13 protein-coding genes are annotated in these 16,615 nt (G+C 72.6%); 4 read left to right on the forward strand and 9 right to left on the reverse strand.

Annotated elements, in window-relative coordinates; translation table 11 throughout:
• Positions 1 to 46: 46 nt before the first annotated feature.
• A complete protein-coding gene (gene lpdA, locus ABD332_RS32905) occupies positions 47 to 1,429 on the reverse strand; it encodes a dihydrolipoyl dehydrogenase (protein ID WP_344506235.1) in 1,383 nt (460 codons plus the stop codon).
• 170 nt (positions 1,430 to 1,599) lie between these two features.
• Between lpdA and ABD332_RS32910 the strand changes: the two genes are divergently transcribed.
• Complete coding sequence (locus ABD332_RS32910; protein WP_425552325.1) at positions 1,600 to 1,908, forward strand: hypothetical protein; 309 nt, start codon at positions 1,600 to 1,602, stop codon at positions 1,906 to 1,908.
• On the opposite strand, the gene ABD332_RS32915 is transcribed toward ABD332_RS32910, so the two are convergent.
• Positions 1,905 to 3,458, reverse strand: coding sequence for a leucyl aminopeptidase (locus tag ABD332_RS32915; RefSeq protein WP_344506236.1), 1,554 nt, complete (start codon positions 3,456 to 3,458; stop codon positions 1,905 to 1,907). The two genes, ABD332_RS32910 and ABD332_RS32915, sit on opposite strands and share 4 nt — an antisense overlap.
• Before the next feature lie 117 nt (positions 3,459 to 3,575).
• Here ABD332_RS32915 and gcvT point away from each other — a divergent pair, with 117 nt between their 5' ends.
• Entirely contained in the window at positions 3,576 to 4,673 is a 1,098-nt protein-coding gene (gene gcvT, locus ABD332_RS32920) for a glycine cleavage system aminomethyltransferase GcvT (protein ID WP_344506237.1), read from the forward strand.
• Positions 4,674 to 4,868: 195 nt separating this feature from the next.
• Here the strand turns inward: gcvT and ABD332_RS32925 are convergent, their stop codons facing one another.
• Positions 4,869 to 5,636, reverse strand: coding sequence for an adenosylcobinamide-GDP ribazoletransferase (locus tag ABD332_RS32925; RefSeq protein WP_344506238.1), 768 nt, complete (start codon positions 5,634 to 5,636; stop codon positions 4,869 to 4,871).
• The gene (locus ABD332_RS32930; protein WP_344506239.1) at positions 5,624 to 7,396 is read right to left on the reverse strand and encodes a bifunctional adenosylcobinamide kinase/adenosylcobinamide-phosphate guanylyltransferase; all 1,773 of its coding nucleotides are present in this window, start codon (positions 7,394 to 7,396) and stop codon (positions 5,624 to 5,626) included. The genes ABD332_RS32925 and ABD332_RS32930 overlap by 13 nt, the downstream gene beginning before the upstream one ends.
• Positions 7,397 to 7,502: 106 nt before the next feature.
• On the opposite strand from ABD332_RS32930, the gene ABD332_RS32935 reads away from it, so the two are divergent.
• Together ABD332_RS32935 and ABD332_RS32940 are read left to right on the forward strand one after the other, a co-directional pair.
• A complete protein-coding gene (locus ABD332_RS32935; RefSeq protein WP_344506240.1) occupies positions 7,503 to 7,706 on the forward strand; it encodes a hypothetical protein in 204 nt (67 codons plus the stop codon).
• Between the two features lie 4 nt (positions 7,707 to 7,710).
• Complete coding sequence (locus ABD332_RS32940) at positions 7,711 to 8,499, forward strand: site-2 protease family protein (protein WP_344506241.1); 789 nt, start codon at positions 7,711 to 7,713, stop codon at positions 8,497 to 8,499.
• 36 nt (positions 8,500 to 8,535) lie between these two features.
• Here ABD332_RS32940 and ABD332_RS32945 read toward each other — a convergent pair whose 3' ends face one another.
• The 5 genes from ABD332_RS32945 to nadA form a co-directional block, all read right to left on the reverse strand.
• Positions 8,536 to 9,534, reverse strand: a complete 999-nt coding sequence (locus ABD332_RS32945; RefSeq protein ID WP_344506242.1) for an aldo/keto reductase family protein — start codon at positions 9,532 to 9,534, stop codon at positions 8,536 to 8,538.
• 10 nt (positions 9,535 to 9,544) lie between these two features.
• Positions 9,545 to 13,006, reverse strand: a complete 3,462-nt coding sequence (locus ABD332_RS32950) for a WG repeat-containing protein (RefSeq protein ID WP_344506243.1) — start codon at positions 13,004 to 13,006, stop codon at positions 9,545 to 9,547.
• A 191-nt stretch (positions 13,007 to 13,197) separates the two neighbouring features.
• Positions 13,198 to 13,821, reverse strand: a complete 624-nt coding sequence (locus ABD332_RS32955; RefSeq protein WP_344506244.1) for a DUF3043 domain-containing protein — start codon at positions 13,819 to 13,821, stop codon at positions 13,198 to 13,200.
• A 75-nt stretch (positions 13,822 to 13,896) separates the two neighbouring features.
• On the reverse strand, positions 13,897 to 15,240 hold the full coding sequence (gene murA / locus ABD332_RS32960; RefSeq protein WP_344506245.1) for a UDP-N-acetylglucosamine 1-carboxyvinyltransferase: 1,344 nt from the start codon (positions 15,238 to 15,240) through the stop codon (positions 13,897 to 13,899).
• A 181-nt stretch (positions 15,241 to 15,421) separates the two neighbouring features.
• The gene (nadA, locus tag ABD332_RS32965) at positions 15,422 to 16,585 is read right to left on the reverse strand and encodes a quinolinate synthase NadA (protein WP_344506246.1); all 1,164 of its coding nucleotides are present in this window, start codon (positions 16,583 to 16,585) and stop codon (positions 15,422 to 15,424) included.
• Positions 16,586 to 16,615: the final 30 nt, after the last annotated feature.

Here is a 16,615-nt window from a genome sequence, read left to right on the forward strand (position 1 = left end):
GAAACGCTGCTGGACAGTGCTTGTGGCGGTCGGGTCCCGGATGGAATCAGTGGACGTGCAGCGGCTTTCCGGCGAGCGCCAGGAACGCCTCACCGATGGCCTCGTTCTGCGTGGGGTGCATGTGCACGAGCGGGGCGACGTCGCCCGGGAAGGCCTCCCAGTTGTAGATCAACTGGCCCTCGCCGATCAGCTCGCTGACCCGCGCGCCCACCATGTGGACGCCGACGACGGGGCCGTCCTTGACCCGCACCAGCTTCACGAAACCGGCGGTCTTCAGGATCTGGCTCTTGCCGTTGCCGGACAGGTCGTACTGGATCACCTCGATCTTGTCGCCGTGCAGCTCGCGGGCCTTCGACTCGTTGAGCCCGACGGAGGCGACCTCCGGCTCCGAGTACGTGACGCGCGGGATGCCGGCCTCGTCGATCACCTGCGGGTGCTGCCCGGCGATCTCCTCGGCGACGAAGATGCCCTGCTGGAAGCCGCGGTGCGCGAGCTGGACACCCGGCACGATGTCGCCGACCGCGTACACGCCGGGGACGCTGGTGCGCAGCCGCTCGTCGGTGATGACGAACCCGCGCTCCATCTTGACGCCCTGCTCCTCGTAGCCGAGGCCGGCCGTCGTCGGACCGCGGCCGACCGCGACGAGCAGCAGCTCCGCCTCGATCGTCTCGCCGCCCTGGATCGTCACCTTGACGCCCTCGCCGGCGCGCTCGACCTTCTCGAACGGCTTGCCGGTCTTGAACTTGATCCCACGCTTGCGGAACGCCCGCTCCAGGGCCTTCGAGCTCGCCTCGTCCTCGACCGCGATGAGCCGCGGGAGGGCCTCGACGATCGTCACGTCCACCCCGAAGGACTTCCACGCGCTGGCGAACTCGCAGCCGATCACGCCACCGCCGAGGATCACCGCCGACGCCGGCACGTGGTCCAGGGCCAGGGCGTGCTCACTGGTCAGCACCCGCTCGCCGTCGACGTCCAGGCCCGGCAGGGACTTGGAGTAGGAGCCCGTCGCCAGGACGACGTTCTTGCCCTTGTACCGCGTGCCCGACACCTCGACCGTGTCGGCGGCGACGAGCCGGCCCTCGCCCTCGATCAGCGTCACCTTGCGGGCCTTCGCCAGGCCCTGCAGCCCCTTGTAGAGCTTGGTGATGACACCGTCCTTGTACGAGTTGACCGCCTTCATGTCGACGCCGTTGAACGTCGCCTGGACGCCGAACTGCTCCGCCTCGCGGGCCGCGTCGGCGACCTCACCTGCGTGCAGCAGCGCCTTCGTCGGGATGCAGCCGCGGTGCAGGCAGGTGCCGCCGAGCTTGTCCTTCTCGACCAGGCCGACGGACAGGCCGAGCTGCGCCGCGCGGAACGCCGCCGCGTAGCCGCCGCTGCCGCCGCCCAGGATCAGGACGTCGAAGGAGTTGGCGTGTGGGTCGCTCACGGATTCTCCCAGGTGATGCACGGACCGGTTGGGTCCGTGATGGCATGACGATCCTTGGCCATCTTGTCATCACCGCCGTCCGCCTGCGACGGTAGGTGCCCCGACGTCGACCGCCGGGTGCCCGTTCGCGGGGGTTCGTCGGGGCATCATCACGGGGAGGGGCACGGATCTTGGCCTGGTTCCGTCGCAACAGAGCCGCCGCAGGTGGGCGCGCCGCCAACCGTGAGGACCTGCGGCACCTGGAGGAGTTCGTCCGGTCCCGGCGGGGCGTCGAAGGGTTCATCGAGCCCCGCACGGCAGTGACAGAAACGACACTGTTGCTGATCGCACACGACGGCGAGTGGACCCGCCGCCGCGTCGACGACCCGCAGGCGGCCCGCCAGTTCGCCCACAAGCTGAGCATGCCGATCTACGACGTGGCGCTCGTCGGCTACCCGCAGCGGATGCGCGACTTCAACGCCCGCAACAAGACCACCTAGCCTTCGGCGGCGATCTCCTCCACCAGGCCGATCAGGGTGCGCACCGGCACGCCGGTGCCGCCCTTCGCCCAGTAGCCGAACGCCTCACCGGAGTGGTAGCTGGGGCCGGCGATGTCGATGTGCGCCCACTGCACGCCCTCGGCGACGAACTCGGACAGGAACACGCCGCCCTGCAGCATGTGCCCCGCCCGGTCCATACCCGCGTTGACCTGCGAGATGTCGGCGACCTCGGAGTCCATGCCCTTGCGGACGTCCTCCGGCAGCGGCATCGGCCACGCCGGCTCGCCGACCCGCTCGCCCGCGTCCCGGACCCGCTCGCACAGCTCCGGCGTGCCCATCACCCCGGAGATCCGCTTGCCGAGCGCGATCACCTGGCCGCCGGTCAGGGTCGACACCTCGAACAGGTAGTCGGGGTCGTCCTCGCACGCCCGGGCGATCGCGTCGCCGAGGATCATGCGGCCCTCGGCGTCGGTGTTGAGCACCTCGACCTTGTGGCCGTTGTACATCGTCACGACGTCGCCCGGCCGGTACGCGCTGCCGGACGCCATGTTCTCGGCCATCGGCGCGTACGCCACGACGGCGACCTTCGGCTTCAGCGCCGCGATCGCGATCATCGTCGCCACGACCGCCGCCGCCCCTGACATGTCGGACTTCATCTCCCACATGCCCGCCGCCGGCTTGATCGACACGCCGCCCGTGTCGAACGTGATGCCCTTGCCGACCAGCGCGACCCTTCTCGTCGCGCCCGCCGGCTCGTACGCGATCCGCACCATCCGCGGCGCCGCCGCCGAGCCGAGCCCGACCGCGAGGATGCCGCCGTACCCCTGCTTCGCCAGGGCCTTCTCGTCCAGGACGGTGACGTCCAGCTGCGCCGCCTCCGCGGCCTCCTTCGCCTGTTCGGCGAACTGCGGCGGGCGCAGCTCGTTGGGCGCCGTGTTGATCCAGTCGCGGGTCCGGGTCACCGCCGCCGTCACCGTGCCCGACCGCTTCACGGCCGCCTTCGCCAGGCGCGCCGCCGCGTCCGGCACGTGGAGCACCACCTTGCGGACCGGGTCCTTCCGGACGCCCTTCGTCTTGTACCCGGTGAACTGGTACGCCCCCAGCACCGCGCCCTCGGCGACGGCCCGCACGCCCGCGGTCAGCTCGTCGTCGGTGGGGGTGTCCCGGTCCGACAGCGGCAGCACGAGCGCCACCGACGCCGACCCGGCCAGGGCACGCGTCGCCGCCCCGGCGGCCCGCCGCAGCGTCTCCGCCGCGGGAGCGGCACCCGCCGGCTCCGGCCCGAGCCCGACCGCCACCACCAGCGGCGCCGCGACCGCGCCGAACGCGGCGACCTTCGTCACCTCGCCGACCGCCCCGGTCGCGCCGAGGACCCGCAGCGTCTCCGCCAGCCCGCCACCCGGCCGGTCGCTGAACGCCGCCGCGACACTCTCCGCTCCGGAAGCGAGCAGCAGCTTGGCGTCACCGCCGTCGTGTGCGTACACGCCGACGACCACGGCGTCGACGGCGAGCTCGGCGGGGTCGGTGTCGACCAGGTTCAGGGCGGTCACTCGGGCTCCACATCACTGGTGGTGTTCTGCGTCAGCGTCGGCTGCGGCGGTACCGCACCTTCAGCATGCCGCCGATTCGGGTGCTGGACACGATAACCAACGCGATAGGTTGCGGGCATGACGCAACCCTTGCGGCACCCCGCGTTGTATCACCGTCATGCGGCGCTCGGTGCCAAGTTCGCGGCGTTCGGTGGCTGGGAGATGCCCCTCGAGTACGCCGGAGGTGGCGTGCTCAAGGAGCACACGGCGGTCCGGGAGGACGCCGGCGTGTTCGACGTGTCGCACCTGGGCAAGGCCCGGGTCCGCGGCCGCGGCGCCGCCGACTTCGTCAACCGCTGCCTCAGCAACGACCTCAACCGTATCGCCGCAGGCCAGGCGCAGTACACCCTCTGCCTCGACGAATCCGGCGGCGTGGTTGACGACCTCATCGCATACCGCTTCGGCGACGACGACGTCTTCCTCATCCCCAACGCGGCCAACACCGCCGAGGTCGTCCGCAGGCTCGTCGCCGCCACCCCGAACGGGATCAGCGTCGTCGACCAGCACGAGCTCTTCGCCGTCCTCGCCGTGCAGGGCCCCCGCTCCGCGGAGCTGCTGTCCGGCATCGGACTGCCGACCGACCACGACTACATGAGCTTCACGGTCTCGGCCTTCGAGGGCAGCGACGTCGTCGTGTGCCGCACGGGGTACACCGGCGAGCACGGCTACGAGCTGGTCGTGCCCTCCCACGACGCCCACACCCTCTGGGACGCGATCACCGCCGCCGGCGCCCGCCCGTGCGGCCTCGCCGCCCGTGACACGCTGCGCACCGAGATGGGGTACCCCCTGCACGGCCAGGACCTGTCGCTGGACATCAGCCCCGTCCAGGCCCGCTCGGGCTGGGCCGTCGGCTGGGGCAAGGAGCAGTTCTGGGGCCGCGAAGCCCTGCTCGCCGAGAAGGCCGCCGGCCCGCGCCGCCTCCTCTTCGGCATCGAGTCCCTGGACCGCGGCATCCCCAGGGCGCACATGGCCGTCCTCCCCGCCTCCGGTGACACCCCGATCGGCGAGGTGACCAGCGGCACGTTCTCCCCGACCCGCAAGGTCGGCATCGGCCTGGCCCTCATCGACACCTCGGCCGGGGTCTCGGAGGGTGACGAGGTCGCCCTGGACGTCCGCGGCCGCCGCTCGACCGTCCGCGTCGTCAAACCCCCGTTCGTGAAGTCCAACGTCCGCTGACCACGTCGCTCCGGGCGGGCCTGCTGCCTCTCGCACCCCGCCCGGACCGTCTCGCCCCGCTCCCACTCCACGAGGGGTGCCGGGGGTCACGCAGCTCGCTGGTGGCGAGGGCCGGTCAGACCGTCGTTTGTGGCGATTTCCACAGCTGGGGTGTCAGCCCGGAGTGACGACAAACCGGCGGGCGGGGGATGCGGGTCAGGGGGTGGTGGCCAGGACGAGCCAGGCGGTCAGTGTGGCGAGTTCCACAGCGGCGCCGATCACGTCGCCGGTGATGCCGCCCAGGCGGCGTCTTGTGTGGTGGGTCAGGGACCAGGCGGTGGCGGCGGCGAGGAGGACCGCGAGCGGGGCGCGGACCGGGTCGGTGAAGCCCGTCGTGGTGGCCAGGGCGGCCGCGGCGGCGGCGAGCAGCAGGGTGAGCGCGGCGATCAGCGGGCGGGGGAGGGTCGCGGCGACCAGGGCGCCGAGGCCCTCGGGGCGCGCGGCGGGCAGGCCCGCGCGGCAGGCGATGGTGGCGCCGAGGCGGCCCGCGGCGGTGCCGGTGACGACCATGGCCAGGGCCACCGGCCACGGGTGGGACAGGATGCTGGTCAGGGCGGCCGTGTCGAGCAGCAGCACCGCCACGATGGACACCACGCCGAAAGGGCCGATGTCCGATTTTTTCATGATTTCGAGGGCTTTGTTGCTCGGGGCGAAGGAGCCCAGGCCGTCGGCCGTGTCAGCCAGGCCGTCCAGGTGCAGGGCACGGGTGCAGACGGCGGCCAAGGCGACCGTCGCGGCGGCGGCCAGGAGGGGTGAGGCGCCCGCGGTGCGGAGACCGAGGGCGGCGCCGGCCAGTACACCTCCCAGCATGACGCCGACCAGGGGAGCCACGGCCATCGCCGTCCGCGCCGCCGGCCGGTCGACCCGGGACACGCCCAGCGGGGCGATCGTGAAGAGGGTCAGGGCGAGCTTCAGTCCTCCCACGACGGTTTCACGTACGGCATCTCGGCGGTGGGGGAGTCCGCGACGACCCGCTGGATCTCCGCCTCGATCCGCTCCTGCTCGGTCAGGCCGTCCGACGGCGGCTCGGCGGGGGCCGGCACGCGGGGCGGGGTCGCCGCGGCCAGGGTGAGCGCCGTGTTGATCAGCGGCAGCGTGGCCAGGGCCGTGCCGCCCTCGCCGAGGCCGAGCTTGAGCTGCAGGAACGGGGTCACGCCGAGCACGTCGGCGGCGAGCTTCACCGTCGGGTTCTCGCCGTGGTCGGGCATGAGGAGCCAGTGCCGGGTCTGCGCGCCGTAGTCGCGGGCGACCAGGCCGGCGGCGATGCCCACGGGGCCGTCGATCATGACGGGCAGCTTGCGGGACGCGGCGCCGAGCAGGACGCCGACCGCGACCGCGATGTCGCCGCCGCCGAGCATCGACAGGATCGTGTGCGGCTCGCGGCTGCGGGCGCGGATGCGGTGCCGGGCGTCGCGGACCGCGCCGACCTTGCGGATCCAGGCGGCGTCGTCGACGAAGCCGGTCGCGTCGACGACCCGGCCGAGCAGCGCGGCGGGCTCGCCGCCGGTGAGGACGGCCACGATCGCCGCGGCGGCCGCGTCGGAGCCGGAGCCGCAGGCACCCAGGACGAGCACGTCGACGCCCTCGTTGGCGGCGGCGTCGGCGAGCCGCCAGCCGAGGGTCAGCGCCGCGTCGACGCTGCTGTCGTCGAGGGAGTCGTGCAGCTCGGCGGGCCCGGCCTCGGGGCAGTCGATCGCCTGCACGCTGGCGCCGGCGGTCGCGGCGAGCATCGCCAGGGTGCCGGTGCCGTCCACGACGTCCTGGAGGCGCTCGTCGGCGGCCGCCGACGAGTCACCGGCCGCGAAGCCGCCGGTCCGGTCGCCGCGCAGGACCAGGATCCGCGGCTGCTGCCACGGGCGCGGGTCGGGCCGGCCCTGGGTGCCGCCGGCGAAGCGGACGACGGGCACGAGCCCGCCCAGGCCGGCGCCGTTGAGCTTCAGGGTCCGCAGCCGCTCGCCGGCCTCGGCCGCCGTCGACTCGTCGGGCAGCGGCAGCTCCATGCCCGGCTGGAACGACAGCGCCTCGCCACCGTCGGCCGTCGACAGCACCGCTCCGGCGACCGCGCCGGTGAAAGCGAACGGCGTGGTGTCCACAACAGCGGCGGCAGCCTCCCGGCCGCCCGCGAAACCGACCGCGGAGCCGCCGCGCAGCCAGGTGACCTCCCCGGCGATGACCAGGGCGACCCCGTCGCTGGCCGCCGCGACCCGCTGGTTGAGCAGCCCGTTGGCGTCGGCGAAGGTGCGCCCGGCCGCGGTGGCGGGCAGCACGGCGAGCCCGGCCTCGGGCGAGACCATGACCAGCAGCGCCGCCGGGCAGCCGCGGACGGCGTCGGCGAGCGCGGCGATGCGGGCGTCGGCGGCGTGCGCGTCGGACCAGTCGCCGCCGGTGTCGAACACGGCGGTGAGCCACCCGCCGAGGTCGTCGACGAGCAGCACGTCCTCGGGCTTCGCGCTGTGCAGCAGGTCGGCGAGGCGCTCCGGCTCGGTGCCGATCTCCTCGGTGCTCCAGCCCGCGGGCCGCCGCTCCCGGTGTCTGGCCAGCCGCGCCGCCCACGCCTCGTCTGTCAGTCCGCCCGGCAGCTCGGGGGCGGTCGCGACATAGCGCACCCGCTCCGCGTCCGCGACGAGCGACTCCGCCACTTCCGACTTCCCGGACCGGATTCCACCGAGCACCAGCAACCGCATGCCCCGTACTTTATGGCCAGGGGTTCACTTTCCGGTGGGCGGCATCGGCACAACGCGGTCTTCCCGATACGCTCGAAACTACCTACCTGGGACGGGAGCGTGACTGATGGCGTGGACATGGCATTTCGAAGACGCTGAGAGCCGGACGGTCGACGGCCCGAACGAGGCGTTTTCCAGCCAGTCCGACGCGGAGTCCTGGCTCGGCCAGAGCTGGCGTGAGCTGGTCGCCAAGGGCGCGACGACGGCGATCCTGACCGAGGACGAGCGCACGGAATACAAGATGAGCCTCCTGCCCGCGGCGGGAGGCTGACGCGGTGGCCTTCGGCCGTTCGCCGGGACGCGTCGCGGGGCTGCCCCGCGAGGCGTTCCGGCCGAGCCCGATCTTCCTGGGCATCCTCGCGCTGTTCGCGGTCTCCGGCTGGATGACGTGGACGGGCTTCGGCAGCGAGCAGCTCGACGTGTTCCTGTTCGTCGCGTCGGGCTGGACGGTCTCGCTCTGCCTGCACGAATACGCGCACGCCATCGTCGCGTACAAGGGCGGCGACCACGACGTGGCGCACCGGGGCTACCTGACGCTCGATCCGCTGAAGTACGCCCACCCGCTGCTGTCCATCGTGCTGCCGGTGGTGTTCCTGCTGATCGGCGGGATCGGCCTGCCCGGCGGCGCCGTCTGGGTCAACCACTCGGTGATCCGCAACCGGTTCACGGACAGCCTGATCAGCTTCGTCGGCCCGGCCACCAACATGGTCCTCGCCGTCGTGCTGGTCCTGCCGTTCGCGCTGGGCATGGACAACGGCGGCACCGAGGCGTTCTGGGCGGCGCTGGCGTTCCTGGCGTTCCTGCAGCTGACCGCGAGCATCCTCAACTTCGTGCCGATGCCCGGCGTGGACGGCGGCAACCTGCTCTTCCCGTGGCTGAGCCCGCAGTGGCAGCGGGGGTTCAACCACGTCGCGCCGTACGGGATGCTGCTGCTGATCGCGCTGCTGTGGTCACCGGTGATCAACGACTGGTTCTTCACCGTCGTGTTCGCGTTCGGCGATGCGCTCGGCCTGCCGTCCTACCTGGTCTCCGACGGTCTCAGCCTGTTCCGCTTCTGGTCGTGAGACGGGGGCCGCCGAAGCGGCCCCCGTCACCACCGATCAGGGACGCTTGGCGGGGCTCTGCGTCTTGCCCGGGTCGCGCTCCACGACCGGGTCGAGCACCTCGTCGATCCGCTTGAGCAGCTCCGCGTCGAGCTTCACGCCCGCCGCCTTCACGTTGTCCTGCAGCTGCTCGGGGCGGGTCGCCCCGACGATCGCCGAGGACACGTTCGGGTTCTGCAGCACCCAAGCGACACCCAGCTGCGCCATCGTCAGCCCGGCCTGCTCGGCGAGCGGCTTGAGCTGCTGCACCGCGGTGAGGACCTCGTCGCGCAGCAGCGCGGAGATGAAGTTGGCACCAGACTTCTCGTCGGTGGCCCGCGACCCGGCCGGCGGCGGCTGGCCCGGCAGGTACTTGCCGGTCAGGACGCCCTGCGCCAGGGGTGACCACACGATCTGCCCGATGCCGAGCTCCTGCGACGTCGGGACGACCTCGGCCTCGATGACCCGGTACAGCGCCGAGTACTGCGGCTGGTTCGAGACCAGCTGGATGCGGAGCTCGCGGGCGAGCTCGTGAGCGGCCCTGATCTCGTCGGCCCGCCACTCCGAGACGCCGATGTAGTGCGCCTTGCCGCTGTGCACCACGTCGGCGAACGCCTCCATGGTCTCCTCGAGCGGGGTGGCGTAGTCGTACCGGTGAGCCTGGTACAGGTCGACATAGTCGGTCTGCAGCCGACGGAGCGAGCCGTTGATCGACTCGAGGATGTGCTTGCGGGACAGGCCGCGGTCGTTGCGGCCCGGGCCGGTCGGCCAGTAGACCTTGGTAAAGATCTCACAATTGGGCCGACTGGTTCCCTTGAGAGCCTCGCCGAGAACTTCCTCCGCCCGGGTGCCGGCGTAGACGTCGGCGGTGTCGAACGTGGTGATGCCGAGGTCGAGGGCGGCGTGCACGCAGGCGGTCGCCTGCTCCGCCTCGACCTGTGAGCCGTGGGTGATCCAGTTGCCGTACGAGATCTCGCTGACGAGCATCCCGGACCGGCCGAGGTGACGAAACTCCATGACTAACTGCTTACATGACGGGGCGCGTGTCGGCGAGCAGACGGTCGATCTCGTCCGTCACCCCGGTCCGGCTCGGGAACGTGGCCTCGATCACCGTCCGGCCGCGCCGGTCGAGGGCGCCCCAACGCTGCGAGTCGTCCGCGAACAGGAACGCGACCGGGTGGATCATCAGCGTGTGGTGGATCGGCGGCACCAGGACCCGGCCCGACCGGTCCACGACACCCTTGCGCCCGTCCAGGGACACGACGGCGAGACCTTCGTCACTGAAGCCGTCGATGTACCGTCCGTCGAGCAGCGCGGTGGCGAACCCGTCGTACTGGAACGACACGACGACCCGGCCGACGCTGTCGACGGCGCCCCAGTGCTCGCCGCGCCGGACCGCCGCGACCCCGCGCCGGAACGGCCGCACGTCGTCGTACCCGGTCGAGATGAGCACCGCGTTGGTCTTGTCGATCGCGATCCAGCGGTTCGTGCCGTCGCGGGACACCCAGGCGACCCCGTCGGAGAAGCTACCGACGCCCAGGTACCCGGCGGCGGGCTCGATGAGCAGCTTGCCGGCGTCGTCGATCAGCTCCCACGTCTCCGAACCCTGCCGCTGCACCCACGCCACACCGTCGCGGAACGGCTGCACGTCCAGGTAGCCGGGGCCGATGCAGAAGTTGCCGTCGGGTTCGATGTACCCCCACCGCTGGGTCTGCTCGTCGAACGCGGGCGCCGGCGCCTTGCGGATCTGCAGGATGTCGTCGCGGCTGCGCGGGTACGGGCCCCACCCCTTCTCGGCGACCCGCCGGAACACCGCGTCGAGCGCCAGCTCGGTCTGCGCGATGAGCTCCGGGTCCTCCTCCTTGCGCAGGTCGAGGGCCCGTTCGAAGTGGTTGCAGGCCTCCATGTAGCGGCCCTGGTCGTAGGCGCACTTGCCGGCGTGCTGGTGCATGGTGGCGCGCAGCCGGTCCGGCAGCTCGCTGGAGTTGGCGAGCGTGAAGAGCCGGTCGGCCTCCTCGAACTCCTCCCGCCACTGCAGCACGTGCGCCAGCCGCGCCTGCGCGATCGCGATCCGGCGCAGCTCACCGGTCGCCTCGGCGTGCGCGAGGGCGAGCTTGCCGTCCGCGAACGCCTTGGGCAGGTCGTTCAGGATCCGGGACACCACGGCGCGCAGGCTCAGCAGCCGCGCCCGCGTCGGGTTGTCCTCGACGCGGTTCAGCTTCGCGGTCAGCGAGTCGCGGATCTCGGTGAGCTCCTGCACCTCGTCGCCCTCGATCTGCTCACGCAGGGTGTCGGGGTCGAAGCGCCACACGTACCCGGCGAGGACCTGCTCCGGGTCGGGGCCCGCGGCCTCCTCGGGCTTCGGCTCGCTGCGTCCGGGTGCCGCCGGCGAGGTCGGCAGCAGCGCCGCCAGCTCGGCCGGGAACCCTTCCGCCCCGGGCCGCACGATCGGCAGGTAGCCCGTCGCCTGCAACCCGTCGACGCCCGCACCGGTCAGCGGCGCGGAGCGATAGGCGTCCATCGCGGTCTGCTGCACCGTGCCTGACCCCTCGTGTTCCGTTTGCGGCGTCGGTACTGCCTGCGCCGGCCCTTCCGCGTCGCCGCCTCCGGCGGGCCCGAACGCGTTGAACGGCGCCTCCGGTGCGTCGACCGGCGGCGCGCTCAGCGGCGCCACCGTCACGACCACGTCGTCGCCGGCCGGCGGCTCCGTACCCCCGCCCACCGGGCCGGCCCCGCCGGACGCGTTCGCAGTGTCCGCGTTCGCCGCGGACCCGGGTGCGGGCGCGGGCTGGACGGGCGCGGTCGGGACAGGAGCGGGCGGCACGGGAGCGGGCTGGACGGGAGCGGGCGGCATGGGCGCGGCCTGCGCCGGTGGGACGTGCGCCGGTACAGCCTGCGCCGGGGCGGCGGAGACGGGCACGGACGAGACCGGGACCGAGGAGACCGGCACCGACGAGACGGGTGCCGCGGAGACCGGGGCCGCGGAGACGGGCGCCGCGGACACCGGCCAGTTGCCCGGGTCCTCGTGCCGGCCGTGCCCGGCGTGCCGCGCGGGCGCGGACGACACGGGCCGGTCGGCGAGGTCCTCGGGCCGGGCGTGACCCGGCGCATGGTGGTGCGGCACGGCCGACACCGGCGCCGACGAGACCGGCGCCGACGAGACCGGCGCCGACGAGACCGGCGCCGCCGACACGGGCGCGGCCGAGACCGGTGCGGCCGACACGGGCGCGTCGGGCATGCCGTGGTCGCCGTGCGCCGGCGGGCCCTGGACCGGGGCGCCGTAGGTGCGTCCCTGCTGCGGGGCACCCTGCTGGACCGGTCCGCCGCCCGGCTGGGCGGGGGCGCCGTAGACGGTGGAGCGGCCCTGACCGCCGTACGTCGTCCCGGCCGGCGGCGCGCTCATCGGCGCGTCCACCGGCGGGGGAGCGCCGTAGACCGTGGCCCGGCCCGTGCCGGGCGGGGCCGACTGCGGTGCGGCCGGTGGGGCGGCGCCGCGGCGCACCCGGGGGACCTCGTCGGTCGGCTCGTCCAGGGCGGGGTTGCGCGGCCGGCCGTGCCCCTGCTGCGGGCGCCCGTACCCGGGCGGCGGCCCGTCGTAGCCCCGCCGGTCGTCGTGCCCGCGGCGGTCGTCGTCGTAGCCGGCGCCGTACCCGCGCCGGTCGTCACGGCGGTCGTCGCGCCGGAAGTCGTCACGGCGGTCGTCGTAGCCGGGCTCGTACCCGCGCCGGTCGTCGTAGCCGGGTTCGTGGCCGCGGCCGTCGTAGCCGGGCTCGTACCCGCGGCGGTCGTCGCGCCGGAAGTCGCCGCGCCGGTCGTCGTCGTAGCCCCGCCGGTCGTCCCGGCGGTCGTCACGGCGGGGATCGCCGCGGCGGTCGTCATGACCGGGGTAGCCGCGCCGGTCGTCATACCCGGCGTCGTGCCCGCGGCGGTCGTCGAAGGGCGCGTCGTATCCGCGGCGGTCGTCGTACTGGCCGTCGTGGCCGCGCTCATACCCGCGCCGGTCGTCGCGGCCCTGCGGCGGCCGACCCTGCTGCGGGTGGCGGCCCTGCTGCGGCACCTGCGGATAGCCCTGCTGCCCCTGGTAGCCGCCCTGCGGCGGATGTCCCTGCTGCGGGTGGCGGCCCTGCGGCGGCACCTGCGGCGGCGGCTGGTACCCCTGCGGCGGCGGCCCGCCCTGCGCCCAGCGTGGCTGCGGGCGGCCGTGCTCGTCGACCGGCCCGCGGGGGTCACCGGCACGCGGATCGGTCAGGCGCGGGTCGCCGGGGTGGCGCGGGTCGCCGTACGGCCGGCCCTGCTGGCGGCGGCCGGACGGGTCGTCGCCCCACTGCTCGCCGCCCTGCTGGCCCGGACCGTGCTCCGGACCGCCGCGCCCCGACGGCGCCTGCTCGTCACGTCGCTGTTCCGGCACCCTGGTCCACGGCATCGTCTGCGCTGCGGCCCAGGTGGGCGCGGCGGTTCCCGGCTCTTCCCCCGGGTACTCGTCGCTCACAGCTTCGCTCTCCTCGCCCCACACCGGCGCCGATCATGCACCGGCGCCCGCCACGCGCCTACCCGGTGAAAATCGTGGTCCGGTCGCGAAGGGAGGGTACGGCTTGGGAGCCTCCCACCGCCACCGTCGGACGGAGCGCCGCCGCCGAATCGTTGTCGCCCGGAGAGCCGGAACCGTCGGCCAGGCGGCCGCTAGACGGTGGCGCCGATCTTCACCTGCGGTTTCGGGTTGCGGATGAAACGGAACGAGATGGCCCGCATGATCGCGTAGAAGTACAGCCGGCCGAGCTTCTCGGTGCTGTTGGGGAAGCGCTGCTTGACGAGGCGCTTGACCGTCCGCGAGATCAGGAAGCTGTCGATCGCGGTCGCGACGGCCATGACGCCGAAGAGGGCGTTCGCCGCGAAGTAGATGCTCGGGTTGAGGTTCTTGTTGAACCCCACCAGCATCACCAGGAACGTGGTGCCGAAGAAGAACGTGCCGATGGTCCGGCGCGAGTCGACGATGTCGCGCACGAGCCGCCGCTCGGGGCCCCTGTCGCGGGCGAGCAGGAAGCGCTCGTCGCCGTTGGCCATGCCCTCGCGGGCCTCGAGGCGCTCCGCCCGCTGCCGCTCCCGCATCTTCTTCGCGGCCTCGCGCCGGTTCGCCGCGGGCGGCTCGGCGACACGCCGGCCGGCCACGACCCGCTTCGGCGTGGTCTTGCCCTGCTCGCGCTTGCTCAGCGTCTGGCGCCGACCGGCCGTGACATCGGCTTCGTCGGGCTCAGGGGTGGGTGCTGCGGCGGGCTCTGCTGACTTACGGGAAAACAACGACGGCACGCCGTGAAGGGTAGCGGACAGTGTGCGAGCGGCCCAACGCCACGGGCCGGTCGCACACTGTCCGCGAAAAGAACGTCAGCCCAGCTCGACGTGGGCGCCCAGGCCGTTGAGCTTGCCCTCGAAGTCCTCGTAGCCGCGCTGGATGAGCTTCACGCCGTACACGCGGGACGTGCCCTCGGCGGCCAGGGCCGCGATCAGGTGGCTGAACCCGGCCCGCAGGTCGGGGATCACCAGGTCGGCGGCGTGCAGCTTGGACGGGCCGGCGATGACGGCGGAGTGCATGAAGTTGCGCCGGCCGAAGCGGCACGGCGTGCCGCCGAGGCACTCCCGGTACGTCTGGATCGTGGCGCCCATCTGGTTGAGCGCCGCCGTGTAGCCGAGCCGCCGCTCGTACACCGTCTCGTGCACGATCGACAGCCCGCGGGCCTGCGTGAGCGCCACGACCATCGGCTGCTGCCAGTCGGTCATGAAGCCCGGGTGGACGTCGGTCTCCATCGCCACGGCGTTGAGCTCGCCGCCCGGGTGCCAGAAGCGGATGCCGCCCACGCCCGGGGTGTCGTCGATCTCGAACGCGCCGCCGACGGACGTGAACAGGTTGAGGAACGTCATCATGTCGGCCTGCCGGGCACCGCGGACGAACACGTCGCCGCGGGTGGCGAGGGCCGCCGCGCCCCAGCTGGCCGCCTCGATGCGGTCGGGGATCGGGCGGTGCGTGTAGCCGGTGAGCCGCGGTACACCCTGGATCTCGATCACCCGGTCGGTGTGCACCTTGATGATCGCGCCCATCTTCTGCAGCACGCAGATGAGGTCGATGATCTCCGGCTCGACCGCGGCGTTGCGCAGCTCGGTGACGCCCTCGGCGCGCACGGCCGTGAGCAGGATCTGCTCGGTCGCGCCGACGCTCGGGTACGGCAGCTGCAGCTTCGCCCCGTGCAGCCCGTTGGGCGCGGTGATGTCCATGCCCTTCTCGGACTTCTCCACGACCGCGCCGAACTCGCGCAGCGCCTGGATGTGGAAGTCGATCGGGCGCCCGCCGATGTTGCAGCCGCCGAGGTCGGGGATGAACGCGTGGCCGAGGCGGTGCAGCAGCGGCCCGCAGAACAGGATCGGGATGCGGCTCGAGCCGGCGTGGACGTTGATCTCGTCGACGTTGGCCGACTCGACGTCGGAGGTGTCGAAGTGCAGCTCGCCGTCGAGCGGGCCGCGGGTCACCGTCACCCCGTGCAGCTCCAGCAGGCCGGTGACCACCTCGACGTCGCGGATCGCCGGCACGTCGAACAGCGTGCTCGGAGTCTCGCCCAGCACCGCCGCGACCATCGCCTTGGACACGAGGTTCTTGGCGCCGCGCACCCGCAGCTCGCCATTGAGCGGCGCGCCACCGTGCACGGTGAGGACGTCACCGGCGTCGTAGTTGGTCACGGAAAGACCCTCCTGCAGGCAGGGATTGAAGGCTGATGTGCTGACGGAGCGTGAACCCGCGCAGCAGCATAACCACATCTACGGCATGCGAGCGCCGACCGCACGTCGGTCATGGCACGAAGACGTGACTCCGACAGCGATCAACCTTCAACCACCACAGAGGGTGACGGGGTGTTCGGCGTTACGGCAGGGCGAGCATCCGGTCGAGTGCCACCCGGGCGTGGTGCGCGGTGTCCGCGTCGACGGTGATCACGTTCGGCACGCGACCGGCGACGAGCTCCTCCAGCGCCCACACGAGGTGCGGCAGATCGATCCGGTTCATCGTCGAGCAGTAGCAGACGTTGCGGTCCAGGAACATGATCTGCTTGTCCGGGTGCGCCAGCGCCAGCCGGCGGACCAGGTTGAGCTCGGTGCCGACCGCCCACGCCGAGCCGGCCGGCGCCGCCTCGATCATCCGGATGATGTACTCGGTCGAGCCGACGTGGTCGGCGGCCGTGACGACCTCGTGCTTGCACTCGGGGTGGACCAGCACGTTGACGCCCGGCACCCGCTCCCGCACGTCGCGCACGCTGTCGAGGGTGAACCGGCCGTGCACCGAGCAGTGGCCGCGCCACAGGATCATCTTCGCGTCGCGCAGCTGCTGGTCGGTCAGCCCACCGGCGGGCTTGTGGGGGTCGTACAGCACGCAGTCGTCGAGGCTCATGCCCAGCTTCAGCACGGCGGTGTTGCGGCCCAGGTGCTGGTCAGGCAGGAAGAACACCTTCGAACCCTGCTCGAACGACCACTTCAGGGCCGTCTCCGCGTTGGACGACGTGCACACGACACCGTCGCGGCGGCCGACGAACCCCTTGATGTCGGCGGTCGAGTTCATGTAGGTCACCGGCACCACGTCACCGGCGATGCCCAGCTCGGTGAAGTGGTCCCAGGCCTTCTCCACCTGCACCAGCGCGGCCATGTCGGCCATCGAGCAGCCGGCGGCAAGGTCCGGCAGCACGACCTGCTGCCGGTCGGAGGTCAGGATGTCGGCGCTCTCGGCCATGAAGTGCACGCCGCAGAACACGATGTACTCCGCGTCGGGCCGGGCGGCGGCCTCCCGTGCCAGCTTGAACGAGTCGCCGGTCACGTCGGCGAACTGGATGACCTCGTCGCGCTGGTAGTGGTGGCCCAGCACGAAGACACGGTCGCCGAGGGCGGCCTTGGCGCGCCGGGCGCGCTCGACGAGGTCGGGGTCGCTCGGTGCGGGCAGGTCGCCGGGGCACTCGACACCCTTCTCGGTGTCAGGGTCGGTGCCGCGGCCCAGCAGCAGGAGCGCGGTGGCGGTTGACGACGGTTCAGCCCAGGTCACCCTTCGATCGTCCCACGCGTGCGGTACCGC

Origin of the sequence: Dactylosporangium maewongense (assembly GCF_039531485.1) — a bacterium.
In the GTDB taxonomy this organism is placed as follows: Bacteria; Actinomycetota; Actinomycetes; order Mycobacteriales; family Micromonosporaceae; genus Dactylosporangium; species Dactylosporangium maewongense.

Coding starts and splice junctions, on each gene's coding strand:
- gcvT (WP_344506237.1), top strand. CDS start 3,576: ATGACGCAACCCTTGCGGCACCCCGCGTTGTATCACCGTCATGCGGCG.
- ABD332_RS32930 (WP_344506239.1), bottom strand. CDS start 7,396: ATGCGGTTGCTGGTGCTCGGTGGAATCCGGTCCGGGAAGTCGGAAGTG.
- ABD332_RS32935 (WP_344506240.1), top strand. CDS start 7,503: ATGGCGTGGACATGGCATTTCGAAGACGCTGAGAGCCGGACGGTCGAC.
- ABD332_RS32945 (WP_344506242.1), bottom strand. CDS start 9,534: ATGGAGTTTCGTCACCTCGGCCGGTCCGGGATGCTCGTCAGCGAGATC.